General features: G+C 55.5%; 24 protein-coding genes. 11 read left to right on the plus strand and 13 right to left on the minus strand.

The genetic code is table 11. The features are described from left to right. Positions 1-53: 53 nt before the first annotated feature. Positions 54-398, plus strand: a complete 345-nt coding sequence (locus tag J5278_RS25595; RefSeq protein WP_219258812.1) for a hypothetical protein — start codon at positions 54-56, stop codon at positions 396-398. 391 nt (positions 399-789) lie between these two features. After that, the gene (locus tag J5278_RS25600) at positions 790-1,131 is read left to right on the plus strand and encodes a helix-turn-helix domain-containing protein (RefSeq protein WP_219258814.1); all 342 of its coding nucleotides are present in this window, start codon (positions 790-792) and stop codon (positions 1,129-1,131) included. Between the two features lie 35 nt (positions 1,132-1,166). On the opposite strand, the gene J5278_RS25605 is transcribed toward J5278_RS25600, so the two are convergent. From J5278_RS25605 to J5278_RS25625, 5 genes are all read right to left on the minus strand, one after another. Beyond that, positions 1,167-1,682 carry a hypothetical protein gene (locus J5278_RS25605; RefSeq protein ID WP_219259240.1) on the minus strand — a complete coding sequence of 172 codons (516 nt, stop codon included), beginning with the start codon at positions 1,680-1,682 and terminating at the stop codon, positions 1,167-1,169. Positions 1,683-2,108: 426 nt separating this feature from the next. Then, positions 2,109-2,420 (minus strand): hypothetical protein, encoded by a 312-nt coding sequence (locus tag J5278_RS25610; protein ID WP_219258818.1) that lies wholly within the window; start codon positions 2,418-2,420, stop codon positions 2,109-2,111. After that, positions 2,421-3,044 carry a thermonuclease family protein gene (locus tag J5278_RS25615; protein ID WP_219258820.1) on the minus strand — a complete coding sequence of 208 codons (624 nt, stop codon included), beginning with the start codon at positions 3,042-3,044 and terminating at the stop codon, positions 2,421-2,423. It abuts the gene before it with no gap. Then, positions 3,041-3,670 (minus strand): thermonuclease family protein, encoded by a 630-nt coding sequence (locus J5278_RS25620; RefSeq protein ID WP_219258822.1) that lies wholly within the window; start codon positions 3,668-3,670, stop codon positions 3,041-3,043. Before J5278_RS25620 ends, J5278_RS25615 begins: the two co-directional genes overlap by 4 nt. Before the next feature lie 17 nt (positions 3,671-3,687). Beyond that, positions 3,688-4,368 carry a thermonuclease family protein gene (locus tag J5278_RS25625; RefSeq protein WP_219258824.1) on the minus strand — a complete coding sequence of 227 codons (681 nt, stop codon included), beginning with the start codon at positions 4,366-4,368 and terminating at the stop codon, positions 3,688-3,690. Between the two features lie 115 nt (positions 4,369-4,483). Here J5278_RS25625 and J5278_RS25630 point away from each other — a divergent pair, with 115 nt between their 5' ends. The 5 genes from J5278_RS25630 to J5278_RS25650 all read left to right on the plus strand — a co-directional run bounded on the left by J5278_RS25630 (position 4,484) and on the right by J5278_RS25650 (position 8,434). Further along, the gene (locus J5278_RS25630; protein WP_219258826.1) at positions 4,484-4,816 is read left to right on the plus strand and encodes a hypothetical protein; all 333 of its coding nucleotides are present in this window, start codon (positions 4,484-4,486) and stop codon (positions 4,814-4,816) included. An 80-nt stretch (positions 4,817-4,896) separates the two neighbouring features. Next, positions 4,897-5,646: a ParA family protein gene (locus tag J5278_RS25635; RefSeq protein ID WP_142831914.1), complete on the plus strand. Its 750-nt coding sequence runs from the start codon at positions 4,897-4,899 to the stop codon at positions 5,644-5,646. A gap of 4 nt (positions 5,647-5,650) precedes the next feature. After that, positions 5,651-6,055 (plus strand): hypothetical protein, encoded by a 405-nt coding sequence (locus J5278_RS25640; protein WP_142831912.1) that lies wholly within the window; start codon positions 5,651-5,653, stop codon positions 6,053-6,055. Positions 6,056-6,060: 5 nt separating this feature from the next. Continuing rightward, on the plus strand, positions 6,061-6,453 hold the full coding sequence (locus tag J5278_RS25645; protein WP_219258828.1) for a hypothetical protein: 393 nt from the start codon (positions 6,061-6,063) through the stop codon (positions 6,451-6,453). Between the two features lie 34 nt (positions 6,454-6,487). Next, a complete protein-coding gene (locus J5278_RS25650; RefSeq protein WP_257623447.1) occupies positions 6,488-8,434 on the plus strand; it encodes a relaxase/mobilization nuclease domain-containing protein in 1,947 nt (648 codons plus the stop codon). 114 nt (positions 8,435-8,548) lie between these two features. On the opposite strand, the gene J5278_RS25655 is transcribed toward J5278_RS25650, so the two are convergent. From J5278_RS25655 to J5278_RS25670, 4 genes are all read right to left on the minus strand, one after another. After that, positions 8,549-8,773 carry a transposase gene (locus tag J5278_RS25655; RefSeq protein ID WP_257623479.1) on the minus strand — a complete coding sequence of 75 codons (225 nt, stop codon included), beginning with the start codon at positions 8,771-8,773 and terminating at the stop codon, positions 8,549-8,551. A gap of 75 nt (positions 8,774-8,848) precedes the next feature. After that, positions 8,849-9,061: a hypothetical protein gene (locus J5278_RS25660; RefSeq protein WP_142831910.1), complete on the minus strand. Its 213-nt coding sequence runs from the start codon at positions 9,059-9,061 to the stop codon at positions 8,849-8,851. A 29-nt stretch (positions 9,062-9,090) separates the two neighbouring features. Then, positions 9,091-9,630 carry a hypothetical protein gene (locus J5278_RS25665; protein ID WP_142831908.1) on the minus strand — a complete coding sequence of 180 codons (540 nt, stop codon included), beginning with the start codon at positions 9,628-9,630 and terminating at the stop codon, positions 9,091-9,093. Between the two features lie 204 nt (positions 9,631-9,834). Beyond that, positions 9,835-10,839 carry a class I SAM-dependent methyltransferase gene (locus J5278_RS25670; protein WP_219258830.1) on the minus strand — a complete coding sequence of 335 codons (1,005 nt, stop codon included), beginning with the start codon at positions 10,837-10,839 and terminating at the stop codon, positions 9,835-9,837. 293 nt (positions 10,840-11,132) lie between these two features. Between J5278_RS25670 and J5278_RS25675 the strand changes: the two genes are divergently transcribed. From J5278_RS25675 to J5278_RS25690, 4 genes are all read left to right on the plus strand, one after another. Further along, positions 11,133-12,053 (plus strand): AraC family transcriptional regulator, encoded by a 921-nt coding sequence (locus tag J5278_RS25675; RefSeq protein WP_209185776.1) that lies wholly within the window; start codon positions 11,133-11,135, stop codon positions 12,051-12,053. A 74-nt stretch (positions 12,054-12,127) separates the two neighbouring features. Then, complete coding sequence (locus J5278_RS25680; RefSeq protein WP_257623448.1) at positions 12,128-13,342, plus strand: MFS transporter; 1,215 nt, start codon at positions 12,128-12,130, stop codon at positions 13,340-13,342. A gap of 9 nt (positions 13,343-13,351) precedes the next feature. Further along, positions 13,352-14,752 carry a hypothetical protein gene (locus tag J5278_RS25685; RefSeq protein ID WP_219258835.1) on the plus strand — a complete coding sequence of 467 codons (1,401 nt, stop codon included), beginning with the start codon at positions 13,352-13,354 and terminating at the stop codon, positions 14,750-14,752. Positions 14,753-15,134: 382 nt separating this feature from the next. Further along, positions 15,135-15,623, plus strand: coding sequence for a helix-turn-helix domain-containing protein (locus J5278_RS25690; protein ID WP_219258837.1), 489 nt, complete (start codon positions 15,135-15,137; stop codon positions 15,621-15,623). 91 nt (positions 15,624-15,714) lie between these two features. Here J5278_RS25690 and J5278_RS25695 read toward each other — a convergent pair whose 3' ends face one another. From J5278_RS25695 to J5278_RS25710, 4 genes are all read right to left on the minus strand, one after another. Next, complete coding sequence (locus tag J5278_RS25695; protein WP_219258839.1) at positions 15,715-16,950, minus strand: CapA family protein; 1,236 nt, start codon at positions 16,948-16,950, stop codon at positions 15,715-15,717. Positions 16,951-17,031: 81 nt separating this feature from the next. Further along, the gene (locus J5278_RS25700) at positions 17,032-17,877 is read right to left on the minus strand and encodes a transporter substrate-binding domain-containing protein (RefSeq protein ID WP_209185772.1); all 846 of its coding nucleotides are present in this window, start codon (positions 17,875-17,877) and stop codon (positions 17,032-17,034) included. A gap of 32 nt (positions 17,878-17,909) precedes the next feature. Next, positions 17,910-18,638, minus strand: a complete 729-nt coding sequence (locus J5278_RS25705) for an ABC transporter permease (RefSeq protein ID WP_374108324.1) — start codon at positions 18,636-18,638, stop codon at positions 17,910-17,912. Positions 18,639-18,702: 64 nt separating this feature from the next. After that, entirely contained in the window at positions 18,703-19,368 is a 666-nt protein-coding gene (locus J5278_RS25710; RefSeq protein ID WP_209185770.1) for an ABC transporter permease subunit, read from the minus strand. Positions 19,369-19,447 lie beyond the last annotated feature (79 nt).

Here is a 19,447-nt window from a genome sequence, read left to right on the forward strand (position 1 = left end):
TTGTCCAAGCCCTCGTGCAGGGTCCACAATAGTTGCCAAAAAGGGGAGATACCGTGGCGGAAATCAAATACTTCAGGCGTGGAGGTCTTTCGAAAGAGGAAAGCCTCGATCGAATTGTCGACGCTGCCAGAAACGACGGTGGCCTTTGGTTGATGATCAAGGAGCGCGCAATGGAGACACGCGCGCTGACGGTCGAGTTCGAAAGGCTGGGGGCAAACCCCGGCGAAATGGAGAGGCTATTTCCAAGGCGCCTGACACCGACGATCTCTGAGCTGGTTGACGAGCTTGTGTGGTCCATCGCTGGAGGCTGTCCGCCGGAGATGAGGGTTCTTGTTCAAGATGCGTTGCTCCAGGCAGCGAACGCAGAACTCGATGCGAACAGGGGGCGGCCGTCGTGAAAAGACGGGACTGACGAGATCATCTCTCTATTTGTTGTTCGTCGACCATCGCTAGAGGACTTGCAGACCGGCTGCGCGTAAGCCTGCACAGCGCGAAGCCGTCACTCGAAATCCACGTTTGGCAGAGGAAGGAATGCCATGCTACCGCCGGTCCTCTTGCACGGGCCGAGCGCAGCAGTGTAAGACCCGTGAGGACCGTGTGCACAGGTACTGAGAGACAGTCAAAATAGCGTTTAGGCATAAGCCTATCGTTTCGCAACGACGACAGGAATTGGATGAGCAGCGAAACCTCGAGAGCATTCCCCATCGGTCGCCGCAACGCCACGTTCCATGGCTGCGACATACTATACGGCCGTCGCCCAATGCGATCCACGGTGGAGGATGGCTGTCGATGCCACGGCTGAAGGGCGATGCCTCCAATGACCGGCAAGACGTCTCGCGCCTGACATCTCTTTCCTTTCAGGAAAGACTTGCCATTGGTCTGGACCGTTTGAAATCCGAGCGCGGATTGACGAACAAGGAGCTCGGCGAGCAACTCGGCGTGTCGGAAGCCTATATGTCGCAAGTGACCCGCGGAATGCGGGACGTGAAGCTGACCACGCTCGACAAGATGACCCGAGAGTGGAATGTCACGATAGAGGATTTGTTCACGGTTACTGACGACGATCTCGCCCGCATTGCTGCGAAGAAGGCGCGCCGAAGCCAGAGGAAGCCCCCCAAGCCGTTGTCCTGAGTATCGCTGCCGTGGACGCAATGTCGCGCCAGCCACTAATGGTCCAAATCGAACCAAAATCGCTGCTTCACACCTTTGTCGTTCGGGATATCGAAAAAGTAGGGCTCATTCCGTCGCGGCCTTGGTGTCGCAATTTGTTCGATACAGCTGTCGCCCTGGTTACCGAAAACGCGTCGTACAGTTGTAACCTTGAGCGCCGCGTTGGATCCACGCTGACTTGGAGACCGACATAAATCGACGGTCTTGATGCATTGGTTGGGTTCACCCCGCAAACCGGCGTCGCCTTGCGAACTGTAACCGGCCGTGGTTCCGGCCGGGCAGTCTTCAAAGATGACATGGCCGGGCTTGCCGGCATTGGCTTCATGGCAGACCGGCCACGAAAAGGCCGGGTCATTTATCGCGGCAATAAGGCGCGTCATCGGCGCAACGCAGTAGGGAACGCCATGCCAGGATGGGTTTTTAGATGCCGCGCATAGCAGAACCTGGCATCCCCAGGACACGTCGTCGGCCTTTGCGGCGGTGACAGCCGAAACAGAGGTCGAGCCCACCATCAATATGGTCGCAAGTACGAACGGTCTCACTCTATGGCTCCTTTCCCATGGTCATTGGACCTGCGCCCCTGTTTCGCCGATCATCGCGAACGACAGCATTCCAGGTTGTGTCGCCCCGGCGAATGAGCCCCTGGCGGGTGTGATCAAGTCGGTGCAGGTCACGCCCGGTTCGGCTTGACGCGCTTTGCACTTCGAAATCCGGATCGAGCGGTCGGATCTGGTAATCGCAGCTGATGCCTCCTCATCGTTGGGAGCGTCGACTTGCGACTTTTGCTTACCCTCATCCGTCAGCCGTAAGATCTCATGCTCAAGCTCTGACGCCTGGCGGCTTCGCGCCATCTCGTTGACCGCGTAGCCGGCAGCTGTTCCAACAACAAGACGTAAGCCACCACGACAGCTTACCGACGGACTTGTTCGCCGTCATAGTCAGTATCCCTCGACGCCCAGCCGCCTCAGGACGATGGCCGGGTTGGTTTCGCAATCCTTTTTCCAGTCGACATGCTGGGCGCAGGCGTAGGCATATTGGCTGAGGTCGGCTGAAGAGAGATCCGCGAGCGTGTTGCCGACTGCCTTCCACTTCTGCACGTCCGCTGGATCGCAGCCGGCGCCTGCGGCACCGCAAAAGTCTGGATTACGCTGCTCGATCTGCGTCCGGCTAGTGCTTTCTTGTCCGGTCGCCATCGAAGCACAGCCGGACAGCAGCACCATCGCCATGGCGGTTTTTGGAAAGTGGCTCATTCAGCCTCCGTGCGTGTTACTGAGCGACAGGGAATTGTTCGGGCTCACAGGCAACGGCAGAGGTAAGCCGCTGTCGTGTTCTGGCGAAGGGCCTTTAGCCGTGTCTCCAGTGGCCACCGATGCGGTGTAAAGCCATGGAGGAAGCAGATCTGGCGAGGACCAGACGCCGTAACCGAGCCCTCTGGCCTTCCTTTCAATATCGAAATAGGCCGGCACCTGAGGCTCGCCGCGATAGTTGAATGCGTAGCCTATGCCTTCTGCAATCGCCGTCGCGGCAAGGTTCGTCTCCCCGACAAAACAATGGGCGAGGATCATGCCCCTTCCGTCGCGGTCGATCGGAGTACAATTGACGTCGTGTCCGAGTGTACGAAGGATCATCCATGCGCGCGCAACCTGACCCGCTGGCCACGTTACACCATCGCTCAACGCCGTCTGTTCGATGCGAGGGGCTTCATATCCGGCAAGCCGCACCACCTGTCCGCTCCTTTTGAATTCAAACGTCGTGGTATCGACGACCTGAACTTTTCCATAGATCTGCCGGGGCAGGTCGGCCGGACGGTTCTGCCCTAGCGATCCTGTCGCCGTCAGTGTGAATAATATAATTGAGAACGGTACAGTTCTCATCGCTGCGCTCCGGCAATTTTTGTGAGGACCGGGATCGGGTGCGGCATATCCGAATACGCCCAGAGGCCCGCGCGCGCTGATCGCGCACTCTCCTCCGCCACCCTATATCCGGGGACGATCAACTGACCGGTGTCGTCAATCGCCGCAAATCCCCATCCCTGGGCAATCATATAGGTTGCCAGATCATAACGCCGTTCACCTGTCGTCGTCTGGCAGGCAACCACAGCGTTGTTCTGGTCGATATTTCTGATCGTCGTGCAGACCGGCCTGGTGTCTCTGATCATTGCCTGCGCCATAATGAGGTTGAGCTGGCCACAGTCTCGCACAGCGCCCGGGGAAATCGTGATAGACGTGCCTCGAAGACACGTCTGCAGGCCGTAGAGACGATATCGCCGTCCGCCTGAAACCCAGGTATCGCCTGTTTCGAATTGCGCCTGCGCTGGAAAGGGAGCAAATCCAGTTTGACCCTCTATCTTGCTGTCCTCGACTAGACCTCCACCTCCATGCGCCTGAACGAGCGTGATCGGAGCAGGGCGTGCCGCTCCAGGAAGGGTCGAGCCTCCAAGCATGGGCATGATGGTGATCCCGGCGTAGAAGCCAGAAGCTAGGAGCGTGGACATCAACATCAGGAACCTCATCCGGATCACTTCATGGAAGGATTGGCGCGATGGCGTTCACCGTAGGGGTGGACGAAATAGGTATTTGCCCAGATTCCGACCCGCTTCCTGTGCGCATCTTCCTCAACCTTGGCATAGTCTGGAAATATCGGCCAGCCGGCGCGGTCACGTGCGGCGAAAGCCAGTCCCCTGCCGATGAGCGTCTCGGATATCGATTGCACTGCTTCATCCTTGTTGAAGAAGCATTCGGCATAATGCACCGGCGGCGTGCCCCGATTTTGGCCGAGGACGTGGCACGGAAACGCGTCGCCTGCCGCCGCCTTTGCCTCGGCGAGTACCGCGGTCAACCCGGCCAGCGAGATCATGGCGCACGTCGCCTGTAGGCCTGCAAATGCAATCTGCTCGGTTGAAAGGCAACCCTGAGCGCCAGCCAACTTAACCACCGTCCCGTCGGAGGCCAGAAACGCGCTGCCGCCCAACGCGCCCTGAGGTCTGATTGTTTGAAGATGAAGTCGCGTGGCAAGCGATGACGTATCGAGGGGCGTCTGCGGTGCAGGAACAAGATCTCGCCCCTGGGCATAGGCCGTTTGATATTCGCTGACGAACTTCGCAGCCGTATCATCCTGTGCTGCGAGCGCAATGGCCATCGTCGCATTGGCAAATGTGCAGAAGAATAAGCAGTTAAACCACCACGCGCCAGGATTCATGCTCGCATTCCGTAGTCTGTTGGCAATCTAAAACATGCACAAAATTATACTGCAGTGCAAGTCTGGAAAATCATCGGCGATTGGGTTATGTCTCTTGGGACTACGGAACATGCGCATGGAGAAAGGCGATGTCAGCATACCGGAAGGCCCTCAGGCTAATAACCTTCCCATTTCGGGCGGCGTGGATCCTAATTTTGCTCGCGAACCTTTTGGTCGTATCGGCTGTCTGGGTGTCGTTGGCGGCATTCGTTTCATACGGTCTTGCTTTGACGATTTCATACGCCTTCCTTCCGACGGAGTGGACCCGGGGGCTTTGGCATTGGGCGGCAGAGCTCTATGCCCAATCCGGTTGGTTCAGCGCCGCAACCACATTCTGTTTCGTGCTGCTTTTACTGCCGATCCTGAAGTTCTGGCCGGCCAGAGACTCGCAAGCGAAAATAGCGCGTGAGCGCAAAGCGACACGGCAGAATAACGATCTGATCGCTGCGCGGCAGCAACGATTAGCGAAGCTTCGGGAATGACGACGCGATGACAGTCAAACCACTCTCGCTAGCCATCTCGACGTTCAAGGGCGGTGCCGGAAAATCGACCTTGAACATCAATCTCGCAGCCGAATTTGCCCAACAAGGACACCGGACGCTGCTGATCGATTGCGATGAACAGGAGTCATCGACGCGCTGGTACAATGTCTCCACGAAAAGGGGACTTCTTCCGACCAACGGGACCCTGCTGCATCTACGCGTGGCTCCGGAGGACAGGTTTGTGGATCGCCTGGCCGACGCACCGGAGGCCGATATCCGGATCTATGATGTCGGCGGATATGTCCATCAACGCGCAATCGACGTTTATTATGAGTGTGATGCTGTTCTTATCCCGGTTATACCGGAGCCGACGGCCGCGACCTCGGCCATCAAGGTGGCGACAATCCTGAAGGAGATTTCCAGAAAGCGGGCTGAGGGACCAATTCCGTACGCTGCGATCTGGAACTATGTCGACATGATCGCGCTCAAACACAACCGCTCGCTGCCCGAGGTTCACGCCATCCTCACAAGCGGCAGAATTCCGGTGGTGGACACTGTTGTTCGCAAGAGCAACCACTTCAGCGATGTCGGAGCCGGCTTCGGCTCGCTCTATTCGAAGCTCGCCAGCATAGAGAATAATCCGGTGCTGACGCCGTCGGCAAAGCGTCGCGCCTCCGAGAGCGTTCTCGACGCGATCGATCTTGTAAAAAGGATCAACAACGAATTCATCAACCTACTGCAGGTGGAGGCCGCATAGCGCAATGTCGAGGGAAAGAATACCGGCTGGAAACATTCTCGCTCTTGGTCGATCTAGAGAAGATCGGGCGAAGGACGTGGAGGAGACGGCGACCTTCTATATGCCAACCAACGTCGATCTTGGAAAGCTTATGCCCGAGGAACCTCCTCGAACAAAAGAACAGCAGGCAACCGTCCGCGGCGCACCGCAACAGCGCCGTACGTCTGGCAAAAACGTCCGGACCAGCCCTTCAAAGGAGGGAAAGAATCCGCCTGCGGGCAGCCTCATCACCAAACGAAAACGTATTTCGCTTTATCTCGACGACGACGTGCTCACAAAGATCTTTCGGGTTTCGCTCGAGCGTCACGAGCAACTGTCATCGGCTACGCACCGGTTGATACTTGAGGCTCTGCAGGCGAGGGGGCTATAGGAGAGATGCGCCAACCGGCTATCATGTTCCGTCTACCACCGCACGTCCTGGTTAATGTGGAGGCCCTTGCCAGACGGCTCGATGTGTCTGCCAACATTGTCGCCAAGCTGATCGTAACGCGGGAAATCATGCATGTTCCTGCAATGCTCGAAGAACATGACCGGCAATTGGCAAATATGCACCAGTTTCTGCGCGAACTGGCCTTTCGAAACGAGACGTTTCTCTCCGACAAGGGAGCCGAGATTGCGGCAGTCGAGCCGATTATGGAGAAGCTTGCGCAGGTCATGGCCGCTCTCGACGCCATTCGCGATGCAGCTTTTGTCAGACCGTCAACCTATATCGCCGACCTGATCGGGAAACACGATGATCGACCTTTCCAGAAGTCGCTCCGGATCTAGACCGGGCTGTCGTCGGCTCCCAAGCTATTTCGAGATGATCGACGACGAACTGCGTCGACGCGGCGGGGGCGGGGGCGTAAAAAGGTCGATACCGGCGAGACTGGCCGCTCCGTTGACGAGACAGGGCGGGGCGGCTACGGCATTCAGTCGAGCCGCCGGCAACAACGCCGTTGTGGTCAAAGTCCTGTCTTATGGTGCCGGTGCTAGTTCGATGCGCAACGTCCTTGCCTACCAAAGCAAGGAGGAGAAGGCGCGCGACCAGGACGGCCGTGAAGTGTCCGATCTCAATGCCACGGTGCGGTCATGGGAGCGCGAGTTTGGAAATCGGAAAGGCAGCGATGATATTCTTCGCTTGGCTTACGAGCTCGAAAGCGCAGACCGGGAGCGGGTTGCCCGCGCCCTCGGCTCCCTCGCCGACGAAGGGTTTCGCGAGGTCGGCGATATCGACCGGACCTATGCATTCAGTGTGGGCGCGAGTGTTAAGGGTGGTACGCGTCTGCATTTCGCTCTTGTCATTGCCCATGAGAAAAAGGATCGATCGGACCGCAGCAGCCGAAATCGCATCGCCGCCGAAATCGACAACGTAGGTGCGATCGACGCTCGTTTGAACAGGGTGTTGAGGCAGGAAGGAATCACACCAGTTTCGCGCTGTCCGGTTGAATTTTCATCTGGCCCGAAAGGCCTGACTGCGACCTTTCACGCCATGCAGCGAATAGATGCGGAGGTGACGATCTCGACGAAGACGCATGTCGAGGAACGCCCTGGCGCGAGCGGGCGCTACAAGCAGGGCACGGCGCGGCGGGAAGTTAGCACAAAGGATCACAAACAGCTGACGGCCGAGAGCAAGATTATCGGCGCCCTTCTGCAGACCCGCCAGCCGAGGGATTTCATGCACCTGCTCTTGTCTGGACCAGCCAATGTCGATCGCGACCAGTTCGTCCTCGCGGGGCGTGACTTCCTCAAGCAGCAATTTGTTGGGCATCGCTATGCCTACGCCATCCATAACCGAACCGATCACGGAAAGCATCCACACCTGCATGTCATCGTTGCGCTGCGCAACACCAGTGGAAAGATGCTTAACCCCAACATCCGCGACTTCACCGAATGGCGCTCGCGCTTTGCGGAGAGGGCGTGGGAGCGTGGCATCGCAATCGGTCTTCACAAGCGCGTCGACCGTGCAGCCCCGCCGCCCGTCAAACGATGGGAATGGGAAATGTTCCGGCGGATGGGAGCAACCGCGCCGTCAAATGTAATTGAGAAGGTTAGGTCGAAGATTCGCGACACGCCGACCGCACCGAAGCATGAAGGCGCACGGGTGAGGCTCGACCAGAGCCGACGTTCAGTCGAGCGCGTCATTCAGATGCTTGAAGGGGTCGCCAGGGACAGATCAGCACCCAGTACGGCACGAGAACTGAGCCATGATCTCTGCATCGGTCTTCGGCGCGAGTATGGCAGGCTTGAAGCAGCGGTCCGCGAGGGCCGTGATCCCACACGGGAGAAAGGTGAAGAACACATGCTGCGGTCCACACCCATCAGCGCCACCCAGGCAAAGGCAGCCAAGGAAACGATAGCGACAACCGCCAGCAATGCGGCAGCAAAAATCACGGATTCGTCCGATCGGCAGATCTTTGAGCAGGCGACGAAGATCATTGGAAAGGTTGTCGGACTACAGTTGGATGCAAGGGTTGCAAAGCAGCGGGATCGTATCGATGCAAGCCAGGTCAAGCGGAAGTCGGAACCCCTTGAAACAAAATCGGCCGCCGGTCGTGACCACATCGACGAGCTTAGAATAGTGAACAAGAGCTCGAACAATCGCTCTATCGATGCAGCTCGCATCGCTCGCTCCAATACCGAGCGCGACCGACCTGAAAAAGATCGTTCGGATAGCGAGCGGTCAAAAGTGCAGCAGCGCGATAGGGAGATTCCGAAATCCATCAAGCTTCGCCCGCCTCAGGAAAAGGACAGAGACCGCGGCCGCTGATGTCGTTATTAGGGGCTACCGACGATCGATCGGCTCACACTTAAAAAACTGACCGATTGCTGCAGAAAAGCACATCTCATCCCTATCGTTTTAGCCGTGCTTGTTCGGGATAGCCTAGACCGCCACGGTTTCCCAAACCCCGGCCTTGCTACAACGCCGGAAACGACGATAGATCAAGTTCCAACTCACATATTTGGGCGGAACATCGGGCCACGGCGCTCCGCACCGAAGCCGCCAAAGGATACCATTGATGATCGTTCGATTTTGCTCAGGAGCCCGCCCCCGACCACGGCTTTCAGGCTCTAACGGCAGCAAGTCTTTCAGAACCCGCCATTCCACTTCAGTGAGATCGCCCCAGCCGAAGTCTGCCTCCAACTAGCAGCCTCGATTCAACCATCTCTCATTCCGGCAATATCAGCCACGTTTCCGATCCGGGCTGAGCGCCAAAACTTCGATGCCATCTGGTGCATAGGCCTTTCCGTCCGCCATCCGAATATACATTTCATCAAGCGGTCCCTCATGACCTTGCTTAGCCGTGATCACTAAAATCCAGAGAGGATCAGTTCGAATGTCATAGCCGCCGACCGTATTGCTCAGCGTTCCGATCTGATCCCAATCAACGGCCATACTGCTACCCCCCGATCTCAATCTCGATTCTACCGCCACCGCCCACTATGGTCGACGTCAAACGCCAATTTCTCCCCGATGCCTAAGATTCGTCCGATGGCGCTGGAAAGCGAGTCCATGTCGGTAATTTCAATTCGATCAGGTTGCGACTTAATTTCGTTGAGAATATTCTCATCGCCTCTCCCGCTAGAACATAAAATTCCCAAGATGCCCGCTTCTTTTGCCGCACGGATAGATTTCACTAAACTGCTGACAATCACGACACTACCTTTATCGGCCCCATAGCACTCGATGGCTCTGAAAATCATGCGCGTGGCGGTATTGGGTCGCGATTTGTTTGAACCTTGAAGTTCGGTTCCGTTTGGTTGAGACGAATCCGTGTCCGTGATCCAGAAATCGGGTCGTGCTCCCCGAATGGAAAGCAACTCAAAGAGGACTGCCATCACGGTCGAAATTTCTGATGTTCCGGCCCCTTCACTTCGGCGCGAGATAAAGCCAAAGTGAACGTTAAGTTCTCGGATTTGTTTTAGAACTTCGACGAATTCGTGATTAATATCCTTCAGCGTCATGTCTCTGGATACACCTCTATGCCTCAGGAGGAGACCTTCTTCCTCAAAAATAACTAGGCCGGCAGAAGCAATTCTTCGTAGTTGGCAAATCATACCTTGACCACCGGGGCCAACAAGGTCCCGCCTTTTTGAAGTGTGCACATATAATCAGACGCTGGCTAACGAGTGGGGGGCTGTTTCGCCGCCATGTCTGGTCATGGTTGCCTAAAGCCTAACACCTTGTGTTTGCTGCTTCGGATTCGGATAAAGCCGATGAGGAAGGTCAGTATAGACATATTCTCCTGGTATTGCGGCCGGGCACAGCTTCGATAGAAAGAGGTCGAGATTTTTTGCGCTGTTGCTGGACACAAGCGAGTAAAAATTGCCGCTGTTCCATGTGACGAATGTGTGCTCGAAAAAGCGACGCAGTGTCGCGGCAATGTTCGCCAAGCTGACTTCGTTTCGATTCATTCGTGTTAAAACAGTTTCTTCTTTTTTTCGAATGTCGGAAGGGGTAAAAAACCGAGCCTTGAAGCCGTGGTCCTTTTGCCGCTCGCGCCGATGGTATTCCTCGGCGTCGTCGTGCCTGAATTTTTCGATGAAGATGAAAAGCCCGTCTTTTCTGAGATGCTGCGATACAAAGCGAATTTGATCGAAGCGATTGGGCGAATACATCTGAAACGTCGTGTCCTCGACGATGATGTCAAAGCCGCCAGTGAATGCGCGTAGCTCATCATCATCTTGGATTTTTCGCGCAGTCAGATGATGAAATGGTCCGTGAAAAAATGTGGCATGCGGAGGAACACCGTAGGCGTAGAAACTTCGCAGATTCTCGACATTTGGGCTGCAAGATAATGTGTCTATCCTGCCATTGCCGAGTTCGGCAATCACGCGCGCCATCGTGCCCTCTGCTGTTCCCAATGTGTAGAGCTTCAACCGTCCCTTTCTGGCTCGGGCATATTTGAGGATTGCACAGCCCATGCGGCATTCCTCTTCGAACCTATAGGGTATGCTGCCGAGATAGTGCTGATCGAATGGCCCTTGCCGTAGCGGATGAAGAGCTGAAAAGCGCTTAAATGTTGAGTCGAGCGGGAAGAGCCGATAGTCGAGCTTCGGTGGCCGAATGGGCATGCCAGTTTGACCAGCTGCCGTTGTCGAAAAGAATTCCGAGAGCTCGTTGAGACGGGGTGCGCGGTCGCACTCCACTATGAAATCTTCAAATCCGTGCATGCGAAAGACCTGCCTTTCTCTCGCATTATCGCAGCCTGCTCATTTGAAAGACGAACTTCAGAAATTCGAAGCGCCGGCGCTGATCTTGAATTATCAACGACACCAACGCCCTTTTTGCGACAATGCTCGGCCGAAGCATGACCGCGCGCTCTGGTTTCTTGCATCCACGATTTTGATCGGCTTACATGAAATTGATATGAAATTCGACCTCAGGTTAGAGGAGGTTTGATCGGCAACTTTTAGTCAGATATGCTTGCCTCTACACCGATCTTAAACAGGAGAAGCCAGTCAACTTGGGGATCGTTCCGGCCGTTCAACCCGAAAAAATAAAGCAGTCGCAAGCGCAGGTCATCCTTCACAAGCAAGGTCGTTGGAGCCACGCGCGCGCCGATGTCGTTCGTCGGATCGGCTTAGCTCGGCAGGAAATCGACGTGGTAACGGATCACCACCTGATTTTTCTCAACATACGCGGTGCGGCGAAGTCCGGCGAAAATTATATTGACGGGCGAAATGTCGGCTTTACTCCGCGTCAGGACGGCTCACTCGTTTACGTTCCGCCTGGCTGCCGCTGGAGTGGTTGGGACGAGGGCGACTGCGAGGCCTGTTATCTCATGATAATAGTGGCGAGCGAGTTCTTGTCCGACTTATCTGCAAGGTTGCCGAGTGCGGAAAGCTTGCGTCCGAAGCTCGGTTTCAGGGATCTGCCGATACAATGCTTAGTGCGTCAGATTGCCCGCGAGCTCTTGAATGACGATCCTATTACCGACCTGATCGTCGAAGGACATCTAACGGCCATCTTTGGACTTTTGCAACGTGGCTCTCGAACATCGGGCAAGGCGCACCGCGGAGGCCTGGCGCCGGCGCTGCTCAAGAGAGTGATTGAAAAAATCGATGCGTATATCGAGCGACCTCCAAGCGTGCGCTTGCTCGCTGAAGAAGCAGGCGTGACCTACGAGCACTTTTGCCGCGCATTCAAGTACTCGCAAGGCATAACACCCTACGCCTTTTACAATATGCGTCGCCTTGAGCGCGCCAGCGACCTTCTTCGTACGACAGCGATGACTGTAACGGAGGTGGCGCTTGCCTGTGGCTATGCGAGTGGAAGCCATCTCTCGACCAGATTTCGACGCGATACGGGGATTTCTCCTGAGGGATACCGTGCTGTCTGGAGGGAACCTGCTCGTTCCGAGCCAAGAATAATATCAATTTCATGAAAGCCGCAGGCCCCTGAGGGGACTAGAATGAAATCATTCTATTGCCAGGAGGGCTTGCTGATGGGGTCGGGATATTGATACGCGGCGCAATCAAGCGGAAGGCCGCTTGCCGCATCTTTTTGTTCTGCGTGGTGGCATCGTCTGTCGGCCGCAATGCCTATTTTGTGCTAACGGCATGGATCGCCGTCGATATTGGCCACAGGGCGAGCGCTCTTGCCATTCTCCTCGCGCTCGGCAGTGCCGCCGAATTGTTGACGAGTAATGTCGGCGGCGCGGTGGTCGATCGATTAGATCGCAGCATTGTCTGTATGATCTGTGATCTGCTGCGGGTGGCGCTGATGGTATCGACCGGAGTAGGTTTTTCGTTTGTGGACCCCCTCCTCATCCTATACATTTCATGGATCATCTTTGCTGTCATCGACAGAACCTATTCGACGGCATTACAAGCCATGATTCCGTCGATTGTCGGTGCCGAAAAGCTCGAGTCATTCAACTCTGCCTCGTATGTTGGAATGCAAGCAGGCAATTTGCTCGCAGCCATTGTCATGGGAGCCGCTCTGACCGCTATGGGCATGGATCTGGTGCCTGTCCTACCTGGCGCTTGCTTTATTCTCTCTCTGTTGGCGTTGCGGGCTATGCGCAGCCGAAGGCAACTCTACTCTTCCAAACAGCTCGCTATGAGCGGCGGCATTCGTTACCTCGACCTCTTGCCAACGACGTTCACACTTCAGTCGCTGAAGGTCAACGCGTCTATATACGCTCTGATTTACACAATGGGCATGCTTGTGAGCGTGCTCGCCTCAGCATATGTGATCCATGAACTGGACGGCACGGCGCTGCAATTTGGCTATCTTGAGGCGGGATGGGCCTTTGGTTCAATCTCTGGGTGTGCGAGCTTTTTTTTGGGCCGTGGGCATTGGTGGCAGAACATTCTTGTTCATTTGGGGCTTGCTGGCCTGTTTCTTCTCGGTTTTTGGATGGTCCCAGGCGTTGTCTTGGCGGTCTTTCAAATGACGATTCTTGGTATGAGCTATAATATCGCGCGTGTTCTGATCGACGTGCAGGTTCAATCCGTTGTCCCAGTTAGTATGCTGGGACGTGCTCGCAGCCAGATCCACACACTTTGCATGGCTGTCGGGCTCTTAACCTATGGAATCATCGGCTTTTTCGGTAACACCGTCCTGCCTTCACAAATATTCGCGTATTTCGGCGCGGTTATGATCGCCGTTGCTCTCGTCCTTTACTTTAGGATGGATCGGGGAGGGCCGCTGAAAAGCCGGCTTGTTTGAGGAGTAGAGATGTCGAGCGAAGCAGAACTCGTATCCAAGGGCAAGGTTTTGGCTCTGATATTTGAGCTTTTACCCTGGGCTCGACCGTTCGAGCAGGCGCCGGTGGAAGCTTATGCCAAGTCGGTCTTCTCTGTTGCGCGCCATCATCCCGCCTGCGCTGCTCGCAGCCAAGCCATGTCGCTGTTGCAGTCACGGATTGGTGCGGTGGCGCGGCGCCGGGGTTTTTCGGAAGAACAAGCATCTCGACTTGAAAGAGAGATTGAGTTCGCGCCCGTCCTGCAGACCGGTCCGCACCTTCACCTTTTGATTGAGCCCGATGCATTCTATACCCATCTTTTCTCATTGATGGGACTGCGCGCCCATGGCAGGAGGTGCTACATCTCCTATGGTTGTTCGACCGTAAAGTTCGTGGAACGCGGCCGTAAGGGTCCTGCTTGGCTTCAAATTGAAGGCGAGGCGATCAATGTCTTCGGCCTGTCGCGCAGCAAGATGATCCCCTACAGCATTTTAGGCAGAAACAATCGCTACAGCTTCCGACTTCAAAATGCCGACAAGCCCGGCCCCGACTCAGACGCAATTTCCTACCTACGTGCGAGCTTGCCCGCCGACGCGTTCCCTTCAGCATCTGAGGCAATCAAGGCGGCTAACATCGAACTCTGGAATCGCTATTTCGACCGCCGGATCGACTTCCTTCAGTTCGATGATGATGATGTTGCCGATCTCGTGAGAGATCATCTTTGCAATGAGCGGTCCTGGTTGCGGACGGGGCTGATCGAGAACAGACCTTTTGCTGTCAAGCTGCTCGATTGCATCGATCAACTCGCCGGTTCGACTTGGCAGGGTTGGCTTAAGAACTCGACGCACTTTTTCTGGGGCTCTACTAATGGGCGGTTAATTCCGCTCTGGCTCGATGGTTCCGTTCTCCGTTCGAGAGGTGCAGATGACATCAGAATTGACTTTCTATCGGAAGGTCTGATCGAGGCCTTGGCGAAGCGGCGGATCGTACCGAACCTCCTCCTAATGTTTATCGTCACATCGATTCTGCCCGGCGTTCGTGCACTTGGCGGAAGTCGACACACCGTCTACTATCCTTTGATGCGCTGGGCATTTTGTGAAGCGCTGAGAGGCCAGGATCATGATGCGCAACTTCTCACCGCGCTGGCCGTGGACGAGCGACCGGGCGCGTGGGCCCACCGAATCATCTCCTCGCCATGCGAGCCATTTTCGCTCTTGAACACCGTCGGCGACGCCGGCGTTGAGACGCTTCTCGACCGGTTCGGCCACATGCGTATTGACGAAGCTGTCGGATCGCTGACAAGCTTCACAAAGGATCCTTTATGGGCGGAGCTGGCCGCAGCTTTCGCATCAGGAAAGGTGAGCAAGGGTTGCCAGCAATGGGCATTTTCCTGATCGTGCTGTAACAATCCACCGCGACACCTTATCTGCGAGGTCGTGAGCTTTGGCTCGATGAACGAACTCGCACTCCTGACCCGAAGTCTTTGAATTTTGTGACGAATTCGGTTGCGCAGCGAGCGTATTTCAACTATCTTTCTCGGCGGGGCGGTACGCGCTGCCTTGGGGATTAGAACCCCCTGCTAGCGGTTGGTGCCGGCCGGTACGGCATCACACTTCTTAACCTTTGTGGTCGGGGAGCCTGTGGCGCATGTCCAGGTTCCTCGGAACTAAAGGCCATTGGGCCGTCTAGCACGGTGTTCTAACTCCCCGATCAGTGGGTTAAGCGAGTTTTCAGCGGGGGCGCACCGCATGAAACTCTCCAGTCGGGGTGTCGACCATGAATAGCCACATAGCAGCCATTCAGATCCGATCATCGAGGCAGGCGCAAGGCGCGCTATCGCGAACTGAACACGACACGGTTCATCCAGTCGATCTCCATGTCGGGCAGCAGATTCGGATCCGCCGGATACAGTCGAATGTATCGTTGGGAGATCTTGGTGCCGGCATCGGTGTCAGTCTGCAACAGGTACAGAAATACGAAAGTGGCAGGAACCGTGTCAGCGCCTCGATGCTCTACGAGGTTGCAAGTCGCCTCGGCGTCCCTGTTTCAAAGTTTTTCGAAGGCCTTCCGGATCCGGTAGACTCTGAGGGCAGCCAAATCACAACCGAGATCGATGAAAGGATTGCCTATATTTCCACTGCGGAAGGGCGTCGTCTGATTGAGGACGTTTTGCTGCTTCCGGCGCGTGTCCGCAGCCGCGTTGTCGCTCTCGTCACCTCAATTGCTGAGGAAGAAATGGAAGAGCAACTCGGGACGGATCGTTAGTGTAGAAGAGTGTGAAATTGGCGGCTGTAGGGCCGCCGCTCCTTGAGATTGAGACGCACAACGTCAGATCTTCGTATTTCCGCTTCGAGCTTTACAGAACGATCCGACCGATACCGTTCTCTAGAGACAGGAGAGTGCCGAAGCCGGCACTACGGTCGGCGAGATCTTTGAGAATCTCGTCCGCCATTTTGCCGTCGACCAAAACAGGAAAGGGGAGCCGATCGCGGTCTTGGTCGGCCAGTGCGTCGGTTCCGCCGATCACGATTGGACGCAGGTTGATGTCTTGCAATCGCCCACCGGGGCCGTAGTTGCAGGTCGCTACGACACTTTTCCAGACTTCCGCCGGGCTCCATTCTCGTTCCTCCTTCTGGGTGTGGAACAGAAAATTTCCGAGCCCATAGAAAATCGGTGTGTCTCGATATATCTCGATTGCTTGCAGAACTGGTGCGCCATGGCTGACGAAAAGGCCTGCGCCTGCGTTCACGCACTGATGGGCAAATTCCTGGACCCAAGAGGGTACCTGCTGCCAGCTCGGCTCCCAATGGTGGTGATGCAGGTACACGATGACAAATGTGTCGGTGCTTGCTTCTTCCACGATCGCGGAAAGCTGGGCCCAGGCGCTATGTCTGTCGATCACGATATGGCGGACATTGTGATCGGCTTTACGAAATGTCGTTCCGTAAAAGTCTATTTCGATGTTGTCATCGACCTCAGGTGAATCCTCGGGTTGGGCATAATTGGCTCTTTCCAGATTTGAACTTAGAAATCGGCTTTGTATGGAGCGAAGTATGTTGAATGTTTCCACCTCTACATCGAATACTCTTGAGACCTTCAGTCTGTTGATGCCGGGCCTTGCCATCCGGCCCTGGCTTGCATCCTCAGCATACATGAACGACGGTCCTGGGCCGGCATCCATAGCAATCAGTGCCACGCTCCTTAATCCGAATGTTTTTTTCTGAGGCTTGGCGGCACGACTCTTATCCGCACCGATACCGGCATGAAGAAAGTCTTGTAACGCCACCTCCTCCAGCGTCGAAAGGATTCCGGACGGGCCGAGATCAAAGGCATGGTTGTTTGCCAAGGCGAGGCTGTTAAATCCTAACTCCTTCAGAGCTGGTAAAACCTCAGGTGCGGAGGCGCCGAAGTATGAGCCCTTGAGTGGCCAGCCGCCATAACGGCCATAAATGGTCGTCTCAAGATTGGTGAAAGCGACGTCGCTCGCCTTAAGAATCTGTGCGATGTCATGCAGTCTGGGGTCACTTATCGTTCTCAGATCGTGACGGATTAGTGATTGACCAGTCAGGGCAATGGAAAAGGGCGAGGACATGAAGTCTCCCTTGATTTTTTGATAATCGATAAGCTATGCGTTCAGCCAATTGGCCAAGGAAAAAGCGCGCGGAGTGCGCCTCTAGTTCGAAGCCTGCGGTGAGACGTCAATTTTGAACCATTCCTCGCTCAGCCGCTTCAACGTTCCGTCTCGCGTCGCAGCTTCAATGGCGCTATTAAACGCGGTGATCAGGTCCTGATCATTCTTTCGCAGGCCGACACCGACGCCCGGTCCCCACAGGCCGCCCGAGAGCTGTGGACCGTATAACGTTGCGGTTTCGCCATCCTTGCTATCCAGGAATGCTTTCCATGTGAAGTAATCGGCAAGGCCGCCGTCGATCCGCTCGGCCACGAGATCTAGATGCATATTGTCTTGGGAATCGTAGCTTCTGATCGTCGCGACCTTACCGAACAGCTCATTCAACACGGCCTCCGAATTCGAAGATCGCAGAACGCCAAGGGTTTTGCCGGCGAGCGCCACGCGAAGTTGATCAAGCATGGTCTGCTCTTCGGCATCGATGCTCGTCAGGTTCAATTTCTTCGATGTATCGGTCGTAGGCAGGTTGAGGTTCTTGCGCACGACGAGTTGGTTGAAACCTCCGGCGTAGGGCTGAGAGAAGGCGATGGACTTCTTTCGCTTTTCCGTAATCGCCATGCCTGACATGATGGCGTCGAACTTGCCAACGGTCAGCGCCGGTATAATGCCGTCCCAGTCCTGCGCTGCGAAAGTGCATTCCACATTCATCCGCCGGCAGAGTTCACGCCCGACCTCGATGTCAAACCCGAACAGCTTACCTTCGGCATTGATGGCATTCCAGGGCGGCGACGCACCTTCGGAAGCGATGGTGATTGCCTTTCTATCCATCGCGACTGAGTTGGTGGCGCAAATCAGCAGGGACAATAGAGCGAGCATGGTGGTTCGTTTCATGACGATAGTCCTTTCATTATTGGGTTTGAATCTTACGGTTCTGATAAGCCAGCGGTGACCCCGGGCTTAGCTTCGCGTTCCAGCGGTAGCGAAGGGTGGCTTTGGTGGGCGCTATTTTGAACGGCCCGGGATGGCGAGGGGGGGTTGGTTGCGCGCGCCCAGTGCATTTCGAGAACCCCGAAAATCTTCGTGATCACGAGCGTAAGGAACAGGTAAAGACAGCCGGCGACAACGAAGACTTCGTACGGGGCGAACGTCTCGGAGACCAACTGGCGTGCGAGACCGGTTATCTCCAGCAAGGTGATCGTGCTTGCGAGTGAACTTGCCTTCAGCATGCCAATGACTTCGTTCGCGTAGGCTGGAAGAACAATGCGGATCGTCAGCGGGAAGATGATCAACCGAGCCATATGCAGGCGCGACATGCCCAATGCTTTGGCCGCCTCTACCTGGCCTTGCGGGATCGCACGGATTCCGCCGCGAAGAACTTCTGTGGTATGGGCAGCGCTATTCAAGGTGAAGGCAATGAATGCGCACCAGAACGGTTCTCTTATCAAGGGCCAGAGAAAACTCTGCCGGATAAACGGAAGCTGCGCGACGCCGTAGTACATCAGAAAAAGCTGCACAAGCAGTGGTGTGCCGCGAAAGGCATAGGTGTAGGCAAGCACGGGTGCAGAGGCCCAGAGGTTGGATGACGCGCGCAGGAAAGCCAACGGTATCGAGATCGCAAAGCCCGAAGCAAGTGATGCAAATGTGAGCGCCATCGTCAAGAGGAGGCCTCTGGGAAGGGTGAAAAGTGCTTCGAGGGCTACTGAGGTACTCATCACGTCAGCCTTTCGCGCAGGAAACGGAGTACCGACGTTCGATCAGCTTGAACGAGAGCAGGGAGAGGCTCGTGAGCGTAAGATAGATTGCGGACGCGGCGAGATAGAAGGGAAGGGGCGCGCGCAAGGAACCTGCGCCTACATAGGCGACACGCATGACATCCGTCAGCCCCACGACTGAGATCAGCGACGTATCCTTTATCAGGGAGATACAAAGATTACAGAAGGCGGGTAAGGCGATTGGGATCATCTGGGGAATGATAATCAGGAGCCATACCTGCCAGCGGGACAGCCCGAGTGACATGGCCGCTTCCCTTTGGCCCGCCGCTATTGCGTTGATAGCCCCACGGAATATCTCTGCAGCATAGGCGCTGAACACGACGGTCAAAGCCGTTACCCCGGCGGCGAACGCATTGATCTCGACGTAGCGACCAACAACCGCGCTGAGGAGAGCCGTTCCACCAAAATACATAAGGAGAATAATGAGGAGTTCGGGAACACCTCGAACAATCCCCGTATAGGCCTGCATACCGCCTGCGAGAGTTTTTCGGCTTGAGTTTCTGAGAATTGCGATAAGCAACCCTAATGTGGTTCCAAGTGCGCAGCTCAAAAAAAAGACGATGAGCGTGTTCGTCAAGCCATGAAGGAACTGGTCCGTAAAGTCTAACAAATCCTAAGCTCCTATTTTCATCGCGAATAGTAGATATTAATAAGTATATATACTACTCATTACTTCACTTGCGCCGTAC

The sequence above is a fragment of the Rhizobium sp. B21/90 genome, from assembly GCF_019355815.1.
Lineage (GTDB): Bacteria > Pseudomonadota > Alphaproteobacteria > Rhizobiales > Rhizobiaceae > Rhizobium > Rhizobium rhododendri.

What these genes read in the sequence shown, in the direction of transcription:
- J5278_RS25600 (WP_219258814.1), top strand. Translation starts at nt 790, where the DNA reads ATGCCACGGCTGAAGGGCGATGCCTCCAATGACCGGCAAGACGTCTCG.
- J5278_RS25605 (WP_219259240.1), bottom strand. Translation starts at nt 1,682, where the DNA reads ATGGTGGGCTCGACCTCTGTTTCGGCTGTCACCGCCGCAAAGGCCGAC.
- J5278_RS25610 (WP_219258818.1), bottom strand. Translation starts at nt 2,420, where the DNA reads ATGAGCCACTTTCCAAAAACCGCCATGGCGATGGTGCTGCTGTCCGGC.
- J5278_RS25615 (WP_219258820.1), bottom strand. Translation starts at nt 3,044, where the DNA reads ATGAGAACTGTACCGTTCTCAATTATATTATTCACACTGACGGCGACA.
- J5278_RS25620 (WP_219258822.1), bottom strand. Translation starts at nt 3,670, where the DNA reads ATGTTGATGTCCACGCTCCTAGCTTCTGGCTTCTACGCCGGGATCACC.
- J5278_RS25625 (WP_219258824.1), bottom strand. Translation starts at nt 4,368, where the DNA reads ATGAATCCTGGCGCGTGGTGGTTTAACTGCTTATTCTTCTGCACATTT.
- J5278_RS25630 (WP_219258826.1), top strand. Translation starts at nt 4,484, where the DNA reads ATGGAGAAAGGCGATGTCAGCATACCGGAAGGCCCTCAGGCTAATAAC.
- J5278_RS25635 (WP_142831914.1), top strand. Translation starts at nt 4,897, where the DNA reads ATGACAGTCAAACCACTCTCGCTAGCCATCTCGACGTTCAAGGGCGGT.
- J5278_RS25640 (WP_142831912.1), top strand. Translation starts at nt 5,651, where the DNA reads ATGTCGAGGGAAAGAATACCGGCTGGAAACATTCTCGCTCTTGGTCGA.
- J5278_RS25645 (WP_219258828.1), top strand. Translation starts at nt 6,061, where the DNA reads ATGCGCCAACCGGCTATCATGTTCCGTCTACCACCGCACGTCCTGGTT.
- J5278_RS25650 (WP_257623447.1), top strand. Translation starts at nt 6,488, where the DNA reads ATGATCGACGACGAACTGCGTCGACGCGGCGGGGGCGGGGGCGTAAAA.
- J5278_RS25660 (WP_142831910.1), bottom strand. Translation starts at nt 9,061, where the DNA reads ATGGCCGTTGATTGGGATCAGATCGGAACGCTGAGCAATACGGTCGGC.
- J5278_RS25665 (WP_142831908.1), bottom strand. Translation starts at nt 9,630, where the DNA reads ATGACGCTGAAGGATATTAATCACGAATTCGTCGAAGTTCTAAAACAA.
- J5278_RS25670 (WP_219258830.1), bottom strand. Translation starts at nt 10,839, where the DNA reads ATGCACGGATTTGAAGATTTCATAGTGGAGTGCGACCGCGCACCCCGT.
- J5278_RS25685 (WP_219258835.1), top strand. Translation starts at nt 13,352, where the DNA reads ATGTCGAGCGAAGCAGAACTCGTATCCAAGGGCAAGGTTTTGGCTCTG.
- J5278_RS25690 (WP_219258837.1), top strand. Translation starts at nt 15,135, where the DNA reads ATGAATAGCCACATAGCAGCCATTCAGATCCGATCATCGAGGCAGGCG.
- J5278_RS25695 (WP_219258839.1), bottom strand. Translation starts at nt 16,950, where the DNA reads ATGTCCTCGCCCTTTTCCATTGCCCTGACTGGTCAATCACTAATCCGT.
- J5278_RS25700 (WP_209185772.1), bottom strand. Translation starts at nt 17,877, where the DNA reads ATGAAACGAACCACCATGCTCGCTCTATTGTCCCTGCTGATTTGCGCC.
- J5278_RS25705 (WP_374108324.1), bottom strand. Translation starts at nt 18,638, where the DNA reads ATGGCGCTCACATTTGCATCACTTGCTTCGGGCTTTGCGATCTCGATA.